The following is an 18361-nucleotide window of genomic DNA, read 5'->3' as shown; positions in this document are numbered from 1 at the left end:
TGAAGAATATGAGATGTTATCGAGATGGAAGAAAAAATGGATTATTCATTGGTTTATTTCTTATAATAACCCTCTTATGTGTTACAGGGTGTGCTAGTGGGGAAAAAGTTGTACAATCTGAGTCAAATAAGGCTGCGGAATCTAATGAAAAAGGCAATTCTGTATTCCCACGAACGCTGTCTATTGAAGGGAAAGAGGTGACTGTTCAGGCACAGCCACAACAAATTGCCGCATTATCTTTAAATGTTGCGGAAACCGTCATAGATTTAGTAGGAGCAGATTCGCTTGTTGCAATCACTGAAAGCGCCGAGAATGCAAGCCTGTCTCATTATAGTCAAGAAATAGAAGAGATCCCTTATAAAGTCAAAGGCGCAACCTCACTTGATCCGGAAGTCGTCCTTTCTTATGATCCTGATTTAGTGCTATTGACCCTAACACATGGCGCAGAGCAAGATGCAGAAAAATTATTAGAGCAATCAGGCACACCCTTAGCTTCTTTTAGTCGCTGGATGACCGTCCAAGATGTGATGGAGAATTATCTTGCTATTGGCCAATTATTAGGAGAGGAAGAAAAGGCGGAAGAAATCGTCGATCAGCTGAAACAAAAAATTAATCAAGCTCAATCCCTTGTAAAAGATAGCGATCAACAGCCAACGGTGTTAATCCTTTCCCAAGTAGGATCCAACACTGGACCATATATACTCGGTCCCTCGAGCATTGCCTACGATTTGATCCAATTAGCTGGAGGCACCCCTGGTTCAGATGTATTAGGCTTGGAAAAATCGGCACCTGCCTCGATTGAACATTTGATTGATATGGATCCTGATTATATCATTCTCGTTGAATGGGGCACGACCAGTGATGAATTTCAAGATTTAGTCGATTCAGAAGGATTTCAAACCTTAACAGCTGTCCAAGAAGACAAAATCAAACGAATGAAAGCAAAGGATATTTCACAAGCCAATCGCTATATTGTCGATCAATTAGAGTCATTAGTAGAATGGCTCCATCCAAATGAGATTGGAAAGGAGTGATCATGTGATTGGCCTGATTACTTTTGCTTACGGAGCACCTACATCTTTGGATGATTTGTCTTCCTACTATGCTCATATTCACGGCGGGAAGCCATTATCAGCAGAGAAGCTTGAAGAAATGAAGAACCAGTTTAGACGTTGGGGAGTCGCTGATACATTAGGGAGCATTACAAAAAGGCAAATTAAGGCTTTGGCTTCTGTAATACAGCCTCATTTTTCGGAGCCTGTGCAAGGATATACCGCTTATAAACATACCTCTCCCTTTGTGGAGGAGACAGTGACGCAAATGATTGCTGATGGAGTGACAAAAATCATTACCATTCCGTTTAAACCTGTACATACGAAATCTGGAAATATCTATTACCAGACACTGGTACGGAATGCTTTACGCAAATTAAAAGTCGATATACCTGTGAAACATATTGAACAGTGGCATCACCATCCTTCATTCATAAAAATCTTCCGGGACCGTGTGAAGGCTGCTTGGGATTGGCTGCCACATTCAATTCAAAACAATTCGCTTGTGATCTTTACCGCTCATAGTTTAGCCGGGAAGGCCGAAGCACGACAAGCTTTTGAAAAGCAATTACTGGAGTTAGCCAACAGCATTGTGGCCCCATTATCATTATCAAAATGGCGGATTGCTTATCGTAGTGCCGGCTCACACGAGGGGCTGTGGTCTGAACCTGATATTCAAGAGGTGATCAAAGAAGAAGCAAACAGAGGCTGCCAAGGCATCATTGTCTGTGAATTACTAACCGTGACGGAGAATATTGAAGCATTATTTGATATTGGCTACAATGTCCAGGACCTTTGTCAGGAACTTGGTATAGAGGTTTTTAGAACTCCAATGCTCAATGATTCATTTGATTTTATCAAAGCTTTGGAGAAGATTGTCATAGAACAAATGGACGTTTGAACACGAAAAGTGCAAGGCCGTTGCCTAAGGGCGACAAGCCAAAGTTCCTAAACCAAAGAAGGGCGTATTTCTCCTTCGTTGGTTCAGGGTTATTTGACCTCGAGCCCCCACCGCCTGGAGCTTGGGCAACGAAAGGCGTAAGGCGATTGCCTAGGGGAAGCAAAGATGTAAGCTTCTTTTTCTATTTTAAAAAAGCTCGTCTATTATTTCAGATCCAGCATAGAATGGATTTGAGGTGAAATGTATGCATAAGACGACAATCGATCAATTCCATATTTTTATGACGATGTTTATCATTAGCCTAATCATGAGCGTACAAGGACCTATCTTCACTCCATATGCAGCCATGTTGGGAGCATCCAGTATCATGATTGGCATTATGTTAAGCACCTCCCAATTAGCCAGCCTAACAGGAAATTTAATGGTTGGTCCTTTAGTGGATCGATACGGAAAAAGATTATTCATAACACTCCCCTTACTGATTTCGGGGTTCTTATATATCGCCCACGGGTTCACTATAAACACTGCTAGTTTGCTTATTTTACGGTCTTTAAACAGTTTTGCTCTAGCCTTCTTAATGCCTGCTGCTTTAACGTTTATTTCTGGATATGCAGTCAATAGCCGACAACAAGGAAAAAATATGGCGATTATCGGCATACTTGGAATGATCGCCAATATTATCGCCCCCCTAATTGGTGGAAAATTAGGTGCATGGATTGGCTATGCCCATACCTATTTCGTCATCGGAGTCGGATTACTTTTAATTGCGGTATATTCAATGTTGTTTTTACAAGATCGACAAACGCTCGTTGTAAAAAGCAAATCATCCAGCTCTTTCCGTTTTCTTCATGTTTTGAGCAATCCAGTGCTTCAGCTTGTTTATTTAACAGGATTTGCGGTTATGTACATTCATGGCGTGATTATTTATGAAATTCCTTATTTAACGGTAGAACAAGGTGTTTCTACGATGAATACAGGTCAATTATTCAGTTTTATGGCGATCGGCACCCTTCTATCCTTATCATTATTTTTTATTCATCGTTTTGATCCAATTAAACGAATGATGGTTGGATTGTTTCTAATGTGTATGAGTTTGGCTCTATTTTTTACGGGCCTACTTGACTTGTCGTTATTTTTATTTTTCATGGGAATTTGTTTTGGTCTTACAATGCCTGCGGCCGCAACTGCTGTTACAGGTGCCGTGCCAAGAGAAGAGCATGGACGGGCCTTTGGGGTCATGTCAGCGGTATATTCTCTTGGAATGATTATCAGTTCTTTTATGACGGCGGTGATTCGACATATGGTTTCCCCTTACTATATCGCTTTTTTAGTCGGAATGATTTTCCTGACGATTATCGGGTATTTAAACTTCCGCACACGAAAGATGGTTGCAGTGGAAAGTCAGTAGAACACGGGATTTGCAAGCGCTGGTTGCGAGGCGTCGCATCGTGCTTTCGAGCCATTGCACACCGTTTTCGTGGCATCATACCGCACTTTCGAGCCATAGGTCGGATAGTTTATTGTATGTTGTATAAAATAAAAGCAACTACAGGGAAAGGGAGAATCATATATGGAAAATACCGTTAAAGAGCTAAACCAGTTTCTTGAAGGGAATTTTATGGCTATTCATACGTATGATCAATACATTCACCATATAGATGATCAGAAGCTAAAGAATGTCTTACAAGATATTCAACAGAATCATAAAGAGCATGCAGCCATGATTGCGAAGAGGATTCAAGATCTTGGGGGTGTTCCTGTGCATGATGTCACAGCCAAAGGTAAAATGGTTGAATTCATGTCTAAAGTAAAAGGAACGACGACAGATACTAGCTCTATCTTGAGAGATGCATCTGTTGGTGAAAATAGAGGTATTCAAACCTCAAAAGAACTTCTTGATGGGGATTTGGATGCTGAAAGCTTAAACCTGGTCCATAATATATTAGAGCGTGATCAACAGCATGTTGAGTTATTAAATCAACATATCGAATTTCATTAGTGAATATCAGATACCGAAGCCATTATTTCGGTATCTGATATTCACTCTGCGGATTGTCGGCTGGGGGATAACAGACATTAGCCCCCTATAAATCATACTCAATTACTTAAACTGGACATTAGCAATCCTTACTCTACTATCTGGAAGTGGTGGAATATCGTTCATTTCATAGTCAAGATTTTGTTTTGGGAACTTAAAAGTCAGATGGTTCGTGAAAAAATCTAATGTCACTTTTAACACATCGATGGTTAACCATTCTCCCGCACAGCGGTGACCGATATCAAATTCACCACCTCCTTGAGGAATAAAATCGAACGGAGATCCCTTCCATTCTTTAAATCGGTCTCGTTGAAATGTATTCGGATTATCCCAGATGGCAGGATCATGATTGGTGCCATATAGATCTAGCAAGGTTAAAGTCCCCTCTTTAAAGGTATAGCCTTTCCACTCAAAATCTGTATTTACACGAGCAAGTGCAACGGGGAAGAAAGGGTAAAATCTTCTCACTTCTTGAATGAACTGTTCTCTATCTGCTGCTGTTTCCAATTTGATGGCTTCTTCTGGATGATCATGAATTGCTAGTAAAACAAAATCAATATACACTGAAATAGCTACAATCGGACGTAATAGATTCAACAATTCTACTGCCACAATTTTTGGGTCAAGCAAATTGTCATCTAAATCACGGTGCCATGCAAAATGATAAACGGCACTATCTTCCCCTACATCTATTTCTTTTTTTCGCACGTCTTCTACTAATTTCACGATCCGATCCTCTGCTTTAGATCTTGATCTCCTAGCTTGGAAATGCTTCAATCCCACCGCTCCAGCGTCTTCAAACATATCGCTTAATTGATCGGTCCATTCTTCTATTTGATCATCCTGATAAGGAACACCTGTCCATCTTAAAGCTGCTCTCGTCAATACATATTTAGCTGCCTGATATACATTTATCTCCTCTCTTGATTGCCTCTCTATCTCTCGTTCCCATTCATCTTGGACCAATGAGTTCATCCTTTCCAAGCTCTGTTTTGTCATGAATGACATAAATAGTGCCTTTCGATGATGGTGGGCTGCTCCATCCAAACCTTGTACCCCGCCTTTTCCAAATAATGTCTTTTGGATTCTAGCTGGCGAGGCATCCTCTCGAGAAAATTTCGCATTATCATAGAAAAGTTCTGCTTCGTCCTTCCCAACCATACAGATAGCCTTCTCCCCTAATAAGCGGGTTGCAAAAATGCGAGAATGAAACTTATCTGAACGTTTCATGATGAAAAGGTATCCTTCATGTAAAAGTTTTAACGTATGGTCCAATCCTTTATCCTGCGGCATATTTGTTTCTTCCATGCTTTACCTCCTAACAGGCTACTAGCGTGATAATTAGAACTTATTAATAGTTGCAAAACAACTAGGGAATTACTGCCCGTTAAGGCGGGCTTTGTAGTCGCTATGTTTCCCTTTTTATCGCCAAATAAAACAAAAAGACCAAATCCGTTAAAGTGATCTACTCACTTATCAGATTCAGTCTCACTCTATTTAACCAAATTGAGCTTGATGTAGTCGACTATACGTTCCTGCCTGTTCAATTAATTCCCGATGTTCTCCTTGCTCCGCGATTCCATCCTTTGTTAGGACAATAATACGATCAGCATTTTTGATTGTCGCTAATCGGTGGGCTATTACAAGAGTTGTCCGTCCTTTTGAAAGTTCAGCCAATGACTGCTGAATCGCTAGCTCTGTCTCCGTATCGAGGGCAGAGGTCGCTTCATCTAAAATTAAAATTGGCGGATTCTTTAAAAACATGCGAGCAATGGATAAACGTTGCTTCTGGCCACCCGATAGCTTAACCCCTCGTTCTCCAATCACTGTTTCTAAACCATCTGGTTGCTCATGAATAAAGGTTGCCAATTGAGCTTTTTCAGCTGCTTCCATAATTTCTTCATCTGTTGCTTTGAGCTTGCCATAAGCAATATTCTCTCGAATCGTGCCTGAAAACAAGAAAACATCTTGCTGAACAATGCCAATTTGATTGCGTAATGAATGAAGGGTGAAATCTTTAATATCATGGCCATCAATCGAGATCGCCCCTTCTTTTATTTCATAAAAACGCGGCAGCAGACTGCATAATGTGGTTTTCCCAGCCCCCGAAGGACCGACAAAAGCAACAGTCTCCCCTGGTTCTATTTGCAAACTGAGATTATTTACAATATTCTCAGTGGGGCTGTAGCCAAAAGATACATTTTCATACTTGATCTTTCCATAAACTGGAATATCCCTTGCATTAGGGTGATCCACGATATCCGGGTGCATATCCAATACCTCTGTATAGCGTTTGAACCCTGCAATCCCCTTTGGATAGCTTTCAATAATTGCATTGATTTTTTGGATTGGCCCTAATAGAATATTGGACAATAATAGGAAAGCAACAAATTCACCATATGTCAGTGAACCGTTAATGACGAACCAGGTACCAAATAATAAGGTAAACAAAGTAACCACGCGCATCAAAAAGTAATTGGACATCACGTTTTTTGCCATGATCTTGTAAGATTCCAGCTTAGTCTGGCGATATCTCTCATTATTCTCAGCAAATTTCTTTTGCTCATACTTTTCGTTCGCAAACGCTTGTACTACACGAATTCCACCAATACTATCCTCCACTCGAGAGTTAATATCGGCAATATCACTGAACATAATACGAAAGGTTCGTGTCATTAATTTATTAAAATGAATCGCAAGAATCATTAATAATGGAATGACAATAAAGGAGATAACCGCTAGTTTCCAATTGATCCCAATCATAATAAAGAATGCACCTACTAGTGTCATGATGGCCACAAAGGCATCTTCAGGGCCATGGTGTGCCATTTCCCCGATTTCTTCTAAGTCTTTCGTTAGTCTTGAAATAGAATGACCGGTTTTATTATTATCATAATGACCAAAGGATAATTTCTGCATATGGGTAAACAGTTTTTGGCGCATATTTGTCTCTATATTAATGCCGAGCCTATGCCCCCAATAGGTCACTACGTATTGAAGCAAGGTATTCATCCCATAAATTACCAACAGGGCGATACATGCCCAAATAATAAGATTCCATTGTCCTTGTGGTAAAAGATGGTCGATCACTTGGTTCACAGCAAGTGGAAAAGCCAATTCTAATATCCCTACGAAAATGGCACAGCAAAAGTCTAGAATAAACAGTAATTTATAAGGTTTATAATAAGAAAAGAAACGTTTTAGGTATTTCATATAGACCTCCGAGCGTTTTAATGTTCTGCTGCTAGCTGCCCACAGTGGTTATTCGAATAAATCTGGATACATCTCCTTCGCTAGGATTTCCATACCATCGAGAGCGTTATAGCTATAGCCAAACATATAGTTATAGTCAACGATATAGATTTGTTCATTCTGAATCGCCTTCATACTAGATAGTTTCGGATTATCATATATGCCTTCTTTTACCCGCTCTGCATTCTCGGGTTCACTGTCTATCCATGTTGGAATAATTAATACGTCTGGATCTTTTTCAATTAGCATTTCAATGCTCACTTCTCCGCTTTCATCTTTAAAGGCATTATCCAGTTTTACCTTACTGAATACATCATTAAAAAAGCTCTCACCACCTGCGGCAAATACAGAGACTTCATCAGGATCTGTCATGTGTAAGTATGCGAATGTTTTGTTTTCCTTAATACTAGACAGATTGTCAATAATCCTTTCTTCTTGTTCTTTTAATTGATCACTAAATTCCTTGGCTTTTGCTTGCACATTAAAGATAGCACCTATATTTTCAATATCTTTATAGATGGAATCATAACTTGCCCCTTCAATAGAGGATTCAAGTATATAGGTGTTCACATCCATTTCATTTAAAGAGTCTACTGTGCCAACTCCCCACTCTTCATTCTCAAACAAGCCACCTCGTCCAAAAACCAAGTCTGGATCAGTTCCTAAGGCAACTTCTTTACCGATATAGGAGTCACTGAGAATATTTAGTTCATTGTATTCCTCTTCCACTATTGGGTCTGGTGCTCCGAAGCTAGCACCAACACCTGCAATATGATCCTTTAAACCTAAACGCAATAACAGCTCAGCTGCGGGCCGTGTATTCGCCAATACTCTTTTTGGAGCTTGATCAAACACTTGGTCTTTCTCTTTCCATGAGGAACCGCCCTCTGCCTTTGTATAGTTAGCAATCATAACTGGATACGTTTCGGTTGTTTCTTTCTTTTCTTCTGTTGCATTGTTTCCTTGCGCTTGATTACCACAAGCCATAAGCATAGTAGTAAAAGTGAACGTTGCTAGTAAAAGTAGATATTTTTTCACATTCGTTCCTCCAATTATATTTGATAGACAAAACCAAGTTGGTTTGTCACAGGATTTGTATAGGTTCGACATTTTATTTGGTATAACTTACTAATGGTAGCTGGTGTTAGTACTTCATCTGGCGTACCCTCTGCATATATCGTTCCATCATGAATAGCATAGATATAATCACAGTATTCTGCAGCCATCTCCAAATCATGCAATGCTGCAAGCACCCCGATATTTAGTTCTTTTACACATTGAAGAATTTCTAGCTGATAACGAATATCCAAATGATTCGTTGGTTCATCTAAAATCATAAATTGTGGCTGTTGGGCAATCGTCCGCGCCAGAATCGTCCGTTGCTTTTCTCCGCCAGATAATGATAAATAGCTGCGATTTTTATACTCTAATAGATTGGTTCGTCTCAAGGCTTCTTCCACAATGTCCATATCTGCCTGATTGTCTACTTCCAGCAGTTTTTTATGCGGTGTTCTTCCAAGCAACACCATTTGATGAACCGTCAAATCAAAATTCATCTCATTGAATTGACCCACTACACCTAGTTGCTGAGAGATCTTTTTTTGTGGGGCATGCAGCAGATCCATATCGTCTAAATGAACCGATCCTTTATGCGGTAGAATACTCTTGTAAATACTTTTTAGTAATGTTGATTTCCCACAACCATTTGGACCGATTAACCCTACAAACTTTTGATTCTTGACTAACAATGAAATATTTTTGACGATGTCCTTCTTTCCAATCTTTGTCTCTAGTTGCTCCACTACTAATTGCATATGCTACCCTCCAAAGTTATAGCCTCTTTTTATGATCATATAGATAAATAATGGTGATCCAATCACAGAGGTAAGGATACCAATTGGTAATTCCACATTTTCAATGAGAATCCGTGATAACACATCTGCCCACATAAGAAAAAGTCCTCCTAATAACAAGGCACCTGGCAATAGTCGTTTATGATCCGAGCCAAACAACCCTCGGCATATATGCGGGATAATCAACCCTACAAAACCAATCATTCCTGAATAAGCCACCATCGTACCCGTAATCAGCGCGGCAATAATCATGTATAGCTTACGGAACAGACTCAAATTGATCCCTAAGGTAATCGCTGATTCATCTCCTAAGAGCATGGTATTTAGCACACGATGCTGGAAAAGGAACAGAAAGCAGCCGGCTAATACAATAATAGCCATGATCGGTACCTTTCCCCAGCTTGAGGAGGCTAAGCTACCCATAGTCCAAAAGGTAACACTTTTGATTCCCTCTGCATCATTCGCAAAGAAAATAATTAAACTAGATAAGGAGCCACATAAGGCACCAATCACCACACCTGATAACACTAATTTAATCGAGGTTACTTTACCACCAATGCTGGACAAGATAAGGACCAAAGCAGAAGTAACCATTGCACCAACAAATGCACCAAAAGCAACACCGAATTGTGCTAAGATCGTTCCGCTACCAAAGCCAACAAGGATAGCAAATGTTGCTCCTAATGAAGCTCCTGAGGAAATACCTAGGATGTATGGATCCGCTAGCGGATTCTGTACAATGGCTTGCATGACCACCCCACAAAGGGATAGACCCATCCCTATTAGTAAGGCGAAAATCACGCGAGGCATACGCACCTGCATAATAATATTGGTATATGAGTCACTCTCCACTTGATCTAAAGAGCCAAAATGTCCGCTTGTAATAGTATGTAGTACAATCTGCATGGATTGCTGGAAAGGAATTTGGACTTGACCAATGGAGACAGAGTAGACTGCTGTCACCGCGATGCTGCAGATAAGGAAAATTAAAACAAAGATATGGTACGTATTCTTCAACCCTACTTTGCTATTTTGTGCGTTATTCAATTGTTCACCTTCTTTTTGTTTTTAAATGATAATGATAATCATTTTCATTATAGAATGTGACTATATTTTTTGCAATCTATTTTTTAAATATTTCTTCTACAAAATATGACAACAGACAAAAAAAGAGTTGCCACAACAGATCATTTTTCACTGATCTGTTATGGCAACTCCAACATTATTGACAATAATTTATTATATTCTTCTGAGCATTACAAATAATGTATAATCTAGTCCATTTATTGAGCAAAGTAATGGCGAATTCCTTCAACAATCCCATTTGCCACATTGTTTTGATATTCTTGCGTTTGAATAAAGGCTAACTCATTAGGGTTCGTGATAAAACCAAGTTCTACTAGAATACTAGGTGCATTATTTTCACGAATAACCTGAAAGGCACTCTGTTGAATCCCGCGTCCTCTCAGTGGTGTACTGCTTTCTAATTCTGCTTGGACTTCTTTCGCTAGTTTATAGCTATTTCCGCCCGTATAGTAATGTGTTTCAATCCCACCAACATTATGAGCAGAATGGGCATTGTAGTGCAAACTAATAAAAACATGGGTATTATAGTCCCTACTTATCTGAGTCCTATTTTCTAATGATACAAAATAATCATTATCCCTTGTCATAATAACTGTGGCACCAGCATCACGTAGTTTTTGTGCTACAACATTGGCCGTGGTCATCGTCATATCTTTTTCAAAAACATTATTTAATCCTATTGAACCTGGATCTACTCCACCATGTCCGGGATCAATCACAATATTATATCCACTTAAAGAAGAGGTGTTTTTAGACTGTTCCACTATCGGAGTAGATACCGGTGCAGTTTCACCACTCATATCTGTTAACCACATCGCAATCCAACCAGTAGACCCATCATCTAATTTGACTTCTACCCAATCATTTGATTGATTTACTATTGGATACGTCGAATTTTTAGAAACTTGTTTTATAATGCCGTAATCCGTACTTGGACCAGTACGTACTCTTACATCGTTATCAATGATGGTAACCTGCTCTTCCTGTCCTGTCGTAGCTGTGGTATTTGATTGTTTAGACAAATATTGCGAGGCAACCCAAGCTTCTTCGCCTCCGAAGTATGTCTTCACCCAACCAAATGCATTTTCTTCAAAAACCCGGATCTGATCACCCTTTTGGAGTTCCCCTATTATAGGTGCGCTATGAGACGGGGAGGATCTTACATTTAGGTTAGAGGATCCAACTTCATAAGTTTCTATGTCCTCTGCTAGAGCGGATGAAATCATTAAGCCTAGTGAAAGGAGTGTAATCACTATGCTACTATATAAAATTCGCAATACTCCTCCTCCTTTTCTTAAGTTTTTAGAACCGAAAAGATACAACTCTATTATTATTTTATTTTTTATATAATTGCAATGTTTTACATGGTAAATTATGGAAAATAATTCTAAATGACTAGATTGCTTTGAATAACTTTAGTCAAAGTTGCCTGAATTTAAAAACGGGAGGATCAAATGAAGCGCCCACCTCTAATTGAGCGCAAACATTCAACCCTCCCTAATCTAAAAAGTCAAAATTCCACACGCTACATCCTGCAAATGACCTTACCCTTCACTTGGATCTTTTTCAAAATATACTTGATCAGAGTCCATTTTATTTTTATCGAAGGCCTCTTTGATCGCTTTACGAAGTTGTCTTTCTACTCCCCATTGTTCCATACTCTCTGTTTTGGCAATAATGCGCAATGTTACGTCGGCTTGGCCAATCATTTGAACACCAAGAACATCTGGTCCTTCGACAATCTTATCATTTTCTTGTTTTACTTTGTCACAAACCTCTTGTAACACAGTTATGGCTTGATCAATATTATCCTCGTACGGAATACCAATATCTACGAGAGCCTGCATGCTTCCACGTGAATGATTGCTTAATGAGCCAATCTCTCTATTTGGAATATATTGAAGTGTTCCATCAAAACTACGAATTTGCGTTGTTCGCAGACCCACCTCTTCAACAATCCCCTCATATCCGGCAGTTGTCACATAATCCCCCACATCTATTTGCTTTTCGAGGAGGATAAAAAACCCGGTCACAATATCACTAACAAAGCCTTGTGCTCCAAAGCCAATGGCTAAGCCAACAACTCCTGCCCCTGCAATCAGGCCAGTCGCATCAAAATCAAATATCCCTAATATGATGACAAGGGTAATAAAAAATAAAACATAAGAAAAGACACTTATCGCTAAAGCTTGTAATGTTTTCGTTCTGGCTACAGACATCTTTCTTTTATTTTGTACTTTTAAAAAAGAAGATCGGATGACTTTCTTTCCGACAGAACGAACAATTAGAAAAACAATAATGGTTGCGATTAGCTGGATAAGTGTAATCCCTATATTTAAGAAAATCTGTTCCCAATTAATATTCTCAATCCAATTCATGTCAACTTACTCCTTTAATATTTGCTATGGATATTATACCAAACGAGATTATACTAGACAAAGTGAAATTGCAGAATAAAAGTAGAAGTCATCACGCCATTTCGAAGGGAATAAATCAGGTAATCTATTCGCCTTGGTATTTTAATAATGTTTTATCATTTTACTCTGAGGGAACGGTATAGTAGTAGAAATCATTCAAGAGTCGGGAGGATAAAACGACATGAGTGAAAAAAACAAGGTAAACAAAAATAGTAAAAATCAGCAATTGGATCGATTTCGTAGTGATGATCGTGATAAGAAAATGACGACCAACCGAGGCTTGAAAATATCTGAGGATGAATTTTCATTAAAAGCAGGAAGCCGCGGGCCTACTCTGATGGAGGATTTTCATTTCCGAGAAAAAATGACGCACTTTGACCATGAGAGAATCCCAGAGAGAGTTGTCCATGCACGAGGGTATGGAGCACATGGTGAATTTGAACTATATGAATCAATGAAACCATATACAAAAGCCAAATTCCTACAAGAGCCGGGGACAAAAGTTCCTGTGTTCACGCGGATTTCCACGGTAGCGGGATCAAAAGGCTCTTTCGATATTCCTCGAGATGTTCGCGGGTTTGCCACGAAGTTCTATACGGAAGAAGGAAATTTCGATCTAGTGGGCAATAATATGCCAGTATTTTTCATTCAGGATGCGATTAAATTTCCTGATGTTATACATGCTGTCAAGCCTGAACCAGATACTGGTTATCCGCAAGCTGCTTCCGCCCACGATACATTTTGGGATTTTATTGCCAATAATCAAGAATCCGCTCATATGGTAATGTGGCTGATGTCCGATCGAGCTATTCCAAGAAGCTTGCGGATGATGGAAGGGTTTGGGGTACACACCTTTCGTTTTGTCAACGATGAAGGAAAATCCCATTTTGTCAAATTCCATTGGAAGCCACAACTCGGTATTCATTCAGCTGTTTGGGACGAAGCGCAAAAAATTAATGGTAAAAATCCCGATTTCAATCGCCAAGATATTCATGAGTCGATTGCGAATGGCGACTATCCAGAGTGGGAATTGGGGGTACAAATGGTACCAGAGGAAGATGAATTCAGATTTGATTTTGATGTCCTTGACCCTACAAAATTATGGCCAGAAGAAGATGTCCCCGTGAAAATCATTGGTAAAATGACATTGAATCGCAACGTGGACAATGTGTTTGCTGAAACAGAACAAGTAGCCTTTCATCCGGGAAGTGTAGTGCCCGGAATTGACTTTTCCAATGATCCTTTACTGCAGGGAAGACTTTTTTCATATACAGATACTCAACTGATCAGGCTTGGCGGACCAAACTTCCATGAATTACCGATCAATCGCCCTGTTTGTCCATTTCACAATAATCAGCGTGATGGCTATGGGCGGCAAACGATTAATGTTGGAAAAGCTAGCTACCATAATAATGCAATTGCTGGAAACACTCCTTCCACAGCATCAGTCGCAGAAGGTGGATATAAGCATTATCAGGAAAAAGTGGACAGTCGGAAAATACAAGCCCGCAGTGAGAGCTTCAAAGACCATTTCACTCAAGCAACGATGTTCTGGAATAGCATGTCTGAGGTAGAAAAAAGGCATATTAAAGAAGCCTTCTGCTTTGAGCTTAGTATGGTCAATGATAAGACCATCCGTCAACAGGTTGTCGATATGATTGCGCATATTCATTTACAGCTGGCCAAAGAAGTTGCGGTAAATGTCGGTGTAGAGGAACCATCCACTGGTGGATCAGATGTGACGAAAGCCTCGCCGGCCCTTAGCCAGATGAACACGATCCATAAACCTGATACCTTGAAAATCGCTGTCGTTCTTGATGAAGGCTACGACGACGCAGTGGTGGAAACAGTTATCCAAGGATTGAAGGAGAATCATACCTATCCAACGGTAATCAGCTCAAAACTCGGAAAAGTCAAAGGGAATAGTGGAACTGAAATAGAAGCTGTCGCTACATTTGATACCGGTGATCCAGTATTATTTGATGGCTTATATGTCGCTGGTGGCAAAAAATCAAACAAAGACTTCATCAAAAAAGCCACTTATATGGTGCAAGAAACATTTAAGCATTTTAAGCCAATTGGCGCAACAGGAGAAGGCATTGACATTCTGCGTACAAATGGTGTGACAACAGAGCCTGGGGTTATAACAGGTGATCAGCCAGACAATTTCATCACGGCATATATAGATGCTTTAACTGCACATCGTCATTGGAACCGTAATGTTTAAACAACGAGCGGGACCAAAGTATCTTAGGTCCCGCTCGCTTGCAAATTTATTCTATTCTGAGAAAAAATCCCCACTATTCAACCATTGACAGCAATACCTTTTCCATTTCTTCTTTAGATAATATAGCTGCATCAATAATAATTTCATAGCCTTCTTTAGGAATCGTAACTCTCATCGTCTGTACATTACCGTGACCATCGTTATAACCGTACCCATGCTCAAAAGCATACCCGTTTAGTTGATAGGAATCGATATGATCGTATCCCCTCAACTCTAGTTCATCCTCTTTACTCTCATCTATTTTCTGTGTGATTGTATAAAAGTTAAATTCTCCTTGCTTCTGTTGATATTGTAATATAACCTCTGGGTCTTCCCCAACATGTGCTTCCTCTGTGTGCGCTCTTTCTTCCACCAGCTTATAGCCATCCGGTATAAAAGTTGGTCGATTGATCGGATAGCTGGCCAGTGCCTGAGCCTCTTCCACTGTATGATCCGTCAACGCGTAAATTCCGTATTGCTCAATTTTCTTCGAAAGTTTATCCATCTCATTCTCATAATCTGCATGAGGATTTTTCGCTCGTTTCATATCAAGCTGCATCAATTCCTTTATCAATTTACTATATTCCGCGAATTCTTCAGGAGAGAGATGTGCTTTTGCTAGTTCTAGATGCTGCTCCATTTGTGGCAAATATGCTTTCGCCTCTTTCTCTGGAATACCTTCAAAGGCTTTTTGAATCTTTTCCTCTGAACCAAATAATTTCCCCAGCAAAGTATCGGCTGCATCAGCGATATATGATCCGCCAATTGAATAAGTTCCAACGATGATGATGACAGAAGCTGCTGCTCCTATGATCCATTTAGGCGTCCGATTCTTTTTCTTCCCTTCTTGCTTTACTCTCTTAATCCCTAATTCTACCCTTGAATCCAATTCCTTAGGAATCTCAATCTTTTCCATTTCACGCTTAATTTCATTGTCCATAGATATCCTCCCTTTTCACCTGTTTGCGTAATTTATCTAAAGAACGATATAAAATAGTTTTTACTGTCCCAAGCGGCATGTCTAATATATCGGCAATTTCGCTTATCGTGTGCTCTGCGTAAAACTTTAAGAGCACAACACTTTTTTCATTTTCATTTAGACTTTCAATTAAATCTTTGAGTGTCATTTGCAAAGAAACATCTTTTTCATCTGCAGTAAACATATCAGCATATTCTGGGTTCAAATGAACAATCTTTTTTCCCTTTCTGAGATGACTGATCGCAGTGTTCATCGCAATTCTGATCACCCATGTTTTAAAATACTCAGGATTCTTCAATGTTTTGATCTTACTGAATGATTTATAGGCTGTTTCTTGGACGATATCCAATGCGTCTTCCTGATTTTTCACATATACATAGGCAATCCGGTAAATGTCTACTTGATATTGTTGAAAAAGGGCGAGATATGCTTTTTCGTCTCCTTTTTGTGCTTTTTTAACTAATTGGTTAATAAAGACCACCTCTATATTTGTCACTATGTTTGCTAGGGTCGGAGGGAAGCTATTCTGCCTATGTATCTGCTATCGGCTTTTTCACAAACCTTTCACCTCCATTTTTTAATACTACTTATTAGACAATCGATCAGATCATTTGGCTTTCAATAAATGGAAATATTTTATACAAAGTAATGGGATGGATTTTATTCTGGGGTGAGGATGGAGCTATGAGACTATCTGTATGATTATTTTAAAAAGATCACCCAGCGGAGTGATCTTTTTTCCTTTTCTATAAGTTCAACAATTCAAACTTGGAAGGACATTCCACATCTCTCCGGCAGTTTCAATCTTTCACCGGTCCAAATCCTTCCTCCTGTAAATAACTTTCAGCATCGTTATAGGACGTGAAGCTTTCAACTAAGTTCAAACCCGCATAGATATTCCAAAGCATTTCTTCGCATGTCAAAATCAGGCTATGTCCTTCTTGGTCACGCCACTCAGATTCAGATGTCACTTCGGGATCCTGCTCGGCTTCCGTTCCTACAGATAAATACTGAATGGAATCTGTAATGGCTTTCCGCAGCTCTTCTTCAGAAGTATCACGTATATTAATTAACCCCTTTTTATCTGCCTGATACTCCTGCAAATCTCCAACAAAGACAAACCCATTCCCATTCGGATGGAGATGGTAAACAACCGTCGTTTTATCATACAGACTATCTAGATAATGGTAATTCACTCGTTTCATTGACACTTCTTTACGAGTGAGCTGGGGATATGATTCTATAATGGCCCGCTTTTCTTCGAACGTAAGCATACATATTTTCCTCTTTTCTATTCCGTTCGGATTTGTCTATCATTCCTATTTTTTTAAATCCGTATTAGAAATTTATTTACACTCAATACAACTTATCATAAAAACAATAGAACAAATAGCATTTTTTACTCTGTTAAACCAAAGAAAGCGGATCTGTCTGACGAACAGGCCCGCTTTCTATTTTTGAAAGATAAGAAAGTATAAAATTTTGGCTAGTGTTTTGATCTAGCTCCAGCGCCTAGCCCCTCGAGGTCAAATAACCTGAGCCAATAAAAGTCAAAACCGGACTTTTCTTGTCTCAGAACATTTGCTTGTCGGGGCTGAGCAAGGCGCTTGCACTTTTCTTAATAATCTATTCGCTATGGCCTTTCACCATTAACAGTGTCTGCTCAGCACACTTACTTCCCTTTCAAACGATAAACTTCCTGCAATGGAGGAATATTTTCAAACATTCCAGCCTCTAGCTTGTCCCAAATGATGCCTAATGTTGGTTTAGGATGGTTGTTTTCTGTTTTGACGCAACGTGTTGGTGTTACGATATAATCAACAACAGTATCATATTCCTCTGGCTCAATTTCCGCATCAACAATTTGACAGTCATGACCAAGACCAAAAACAATAGACTCCGGACTAACGATACCCATTTCCCACATCATCCCCCACTCCAGATCAAAATAGCCATGACCTTTTCCAAAGCGAAGACCATTTGGTTTCATCGCAGAAGCTCCAGTGAATAGCAAGGGTATTTGATCGAACTCCTCTTTAATTTCCGCTAGTGTAATCGGAGTTATAAACAGCTCAATCCCATCTAATGTAGAAGCGAGTTCTTCTTTGCCTTCAGGTACATCCCCAGGACGAACGATTTGGAAACCACGATTAATGCCGTATGTCGTCATAATTAAAGTCTTTTTATCTTTCAATGTATACTCTCTTAATTTTCTCATGTTGTTATCCGGGGTAATAAATACAACCGCTGCTTGCTGATAAGCTTCCTGTTCACGAACAATCTCCGCTCCTTGATCACTGCCTACATAATCCGCAATAAATTCTGCAAAGTCCCAGTGAAAACGTGTATCTGGTTTTCCCACTTTTCTTAGCTCAGCCCAAATTTGTTCTCTTGCCTGTTCTGCGTTCATGTTCATTCCCCTTTACTCTCCTGTTTATTTTTAGAATCCGCTACACTAAACCAAATCTGAAATCCGAAGTCTACCAATAACCCAATAAGTGAAATCCAGATCAGTAT

Annotated in this window: 16 protein-coding genes; 5 read left to right on the top strand and 11 right to left on the bottom strand. The window is 39.6% G+C overall.

Annotation, left to right across the window (positions count from 1 at the left end; genetic code table 11):
• Window positions 1–8 precede the first annotated feature (8 nt).
• From IPU53_RS11915 to IPU53_RS11900, 4 genes are all read left to right on the top strand, one after another.
• Window positions 9–1034, top strand: coding sequence for an ABC transporter substrate-binding protein (locus tag IPU53_RS11915; RefSeq protein ID WP_207450967.1), 1026 nt, complete (start codon window positions 9–11; stop codon window positions 1032–1034).
• Window positions 1035–1038: 4 nt separating this feature from the next.
• Complete coding sequence (locus IPU53_RS11910) at window positions 1039–1953, top strand: ferrochelatase (protein ID WP_207450966.1); 915 nt, start codon at window positions 1039–1041, stop codon at window positions 1951–1953.
• A gap of 244 nt (window positions 1954–2197) precedes the next feature.
• Window positions 2198–3361: an MFS transporter gene (locus IPU53_RS11905; protein WP_207450965.1), complete on the top strand. Its 1164-nt coding sequence runs from the start codon at window positions 2198–2200 to the stop codon at window positions 3359–3361.
• 162 nt (window positions 3362–3523) lie between these two features.
• Window positions 3524–3952: a DUF2383 domain-containing protein gene (locus IPU53_RS11900; RefSeq protein WP_207450964.1), complete on the top strand. Its 429-nt coding sequence runs from the start codon at window positions 3524–3526 to the stop codon at window positions 3950–3952.
• 102 nt (window positions 3953–4054) lie between these two features.
• Here the strand turns inward: IPU53_RS11900 and IPU53_RS11895 are convergent, their stop codons facing one another.
• The 7 genes from IPU53_RS11895 to IPU53_RS11865 form a co-directional block, all read right to left on the bottom strand.
• Window positions 4055–5299, bottom strand: a complete 1245-nt coding sequence (locus IPU53_RS11895) for a cytochrome P450 (RefSeq protein ID WP_207450963.1) — start codon at window positions 5297–5299, stop codon at window positions 4055–4057.
• A 189-nt stretch (window positions 5300–5488) separates the two neighbouring features.
• Window positions 5489–7204, bottom strand: a complete 1716-nt coding sequence (locus IPU53_RS11890; RefSeq protein WP_207450962.1) for an ABC transporter ATP-binding protein — start codon at window positions 7202–7204, stop codon at window positions 5489–5491.
• A 48-nt stretch (window positions 7205–7252) separates the two neighbouring features.
• Entirely contained in the window at window positions 7253–8281 is a 1029-nt protein-coding gene (locus IPU53_RS11885) for an ABC transporter substrate-binding protein (protein WP_396019944.1), read from the bottom strand.
• Between the two features lie 14 nt (window positions 8282–8295).
• A complete protein-coding gene (locus tag IPU53_RS11880; RefSeq protein ID WP_207450961.1) occupies window positions 8296–9057 on the bottom strand; it encodes an ABC transporter ATP-binding protein in 762 nt (253 codons plus the stop codon).
• Window positions 9058–9060: 3 nt separating this feature from the next.
• Window positions 9061–10113: a FecCD family ABC transporter permease gene (locus tag IPU53_RS11875; RefSeq protein WP_441297447.1), complete on the bottom strand. Its 1053-nt coding sequence runs from the start codon at window positions 10111–10113 to the stop codon at window positions 9061–9063.
• A 266-nt stretch (window positions 10114–10379) separates the two neighbouring features.
• Window positions 10380–11459: an N-acetylmuramoyl-L-alanine amidase gene (locus IPU53_RS11870; protein ID WP_207450959.1), complete on the bottom strand. Its 1080-nt coding sequence runs from the start codon at window positions 11457–11459 to the stop codon at window positions 10380–10382.
• 267 nt (window positions 11460–11726) lie between these two features.
• On the bottom strand, window positions 11727–12560 hold the full coding sequence (locus IPU53_RS11865) for a mechanosensitive ion channel family protein (protein ID WP_207450958.1): 834 nt from the start codon (window positions 12558–12560) through the stop codon (window positions 11727–11729).
• Between the two features lie 220 nt (window positions 12561–12780).
• On the opposite strand from IPU53_RS11865, the gene IPU53_RS11860 reads away from it, so the two are divergent.
• The gene (locus IPU53_RS11860) at window positions 12781–14826 is read left to right on the top strand and encodes a catalase (protein WP_207450956.1); all 2046 of its coding nucleotides are present in this window, start codon (window positions 12781–12783) and stop codon (window positions 14824–14826) included.
• 73 nt (window positions 14827–14899) lie between these two features.
• Here the strand turns inward: IPU53_RS11860 and IPU53_RS11855 are convergent, their stop codons facing one another.
• From IPU53_RS11855 to IPU53_RS11840, 4 genes are all read right to left on the bottom strand, one after another.
• Window positions 14900–15805: a DUF4367 domain-containing protein gene (locus IPU53_RS11855; protein WP_207450954.1), complete on the bottom strand. Its 906-nt coding sequence runs from the start codon at window positions 15803–15805 to the stop codon at window positions 14900–14902.
• Window positions 15795–16340: a sigma-70 family RNA polymerase sigma factor gene (locus IPU53_RS11850; protein ID WP_313886479.1), complete on the bottom strand. Its 546-nt coding sequence runs from the start codon at window positions 16338–16340 to the stop codon at window positions 15795–15797. Before IPU53_RS11850 ends, IPU53_RS11855 begins: the two co-directional genes overlap by 11 nt.
• 304 nt (window positions 16341–16644) lie before the next feature.
• Window positions 16645–17118: a hypothetical protein gene (locus IPU53_RS11845; RefSeq protein WP_207450952.1), complete on the bottom strand. Its 474-nt coding sequence runs from the start codon at window positions 17116–17118 to the stop codon at window positions 16645–16647.
• Between the two features lie 398 nt (window positions 17119–17516).
• On the bottom strand, window positions 17517–18254 hold the full coding sequence (locus IPU53_RS11840) for a 5-formyltetrahydrofolate cyclo-ligase (protein WP_207450950.1): 738 nt from the start codon (window positions 18252–18254) through the stop codon (window positions 17517–17519).
• Window positions 18255–18361: the final 107 nt, after the last annotated feature.

Source organism: Bacillus sp. SD088, from assembly GCF_017355205.1.
GTDB lineage: Bacteria > Bacillota > Bacilli > Bacillales > Bacillaceae_C > Lederbergia.
Note: the sequence above shows the minus strand (reverse complement) of the source record. Positions and strands in the feature narration are given on the sequence as shown.

Bases quoted from the DNA above. Each gene is read 5' to 3' on its own strand.
- IPU53_RS11915 (WP_207450967.1), top strand. From the start codon at position 9: ATGAGATGTTATCGAGATGGAAGAAAAAATGGATTATTCATTGGTTTA.
- IPU53_RS11905 (WP_207450965.1), top strand. From the start codon at position 2,198: ATGCATAAGACGACAATCGATCAATTCCATATTTTTATGACGATGTTT.
- IPU53_RS11900 (WP_207450964.1), top strand. From the start codon at position 3,524: ATGGAAAATACCGTTAAAGAGCTAAACCAGTTTCTTGAAGGGAATTTT.
- IPU53_RS11895 (WP_207450963.1), bottom strand. From the start codon at position 5,299: ATGGAAGAAACAAATATGCCGCAGGATAAAGGATTGGACCATACGTTA.
- IPU53_RS11890 (WP_207450962.1), bottom strand. From the start codon at position 7,204: ATGAAATACCTAAAACGTTTCTTTTCTTATTATAAACCTTATAAATTA.
- IPU53_RS11880 (WP_207450961.1), bottom strand. From the start codon at position 9,057: ATGCAATTAGTAGTGGAGCAACTAGAGACAAAGATTGGAAAGAAGGAC.
- IPU53_RS11865 (WP_207450958.1), bottom strand. From the start codon at position 12,560: ATGAATTGGATTGAGAATATTAATTGGGAACAGATTTTCTTAAATATA.
- IPU53_RS11860 (WP_207450956.1), top strand. From the start codon at position 12,781: ATGAGTGAAAAAAACAAGGTAAACAAAAATAGTAAAAATCAGCAATTG.
- IPU53_RS11855 (WP_207450954.1), bottom strand. From the start codon at position 15,805: ATGGACAATGAAATTAAGCGTGAAATGGAAAAGATTGAGATTCCTAAG.
- IPU53_RS11845 (WP_207450952.1), bottom strand. From the start codon at position 17,118: ATGCTTACGTTCGAAGAAAAGCGGGCCATTATAGAATCATATCCCCAG.
- IPU53_RS11840 (WP_207450950.1), bottom strand. From the start codon at position 18,254: ATGAACGCAGAACAGGCAAGAGAACAAATTTGGGCTGAGCTAAGAAAA.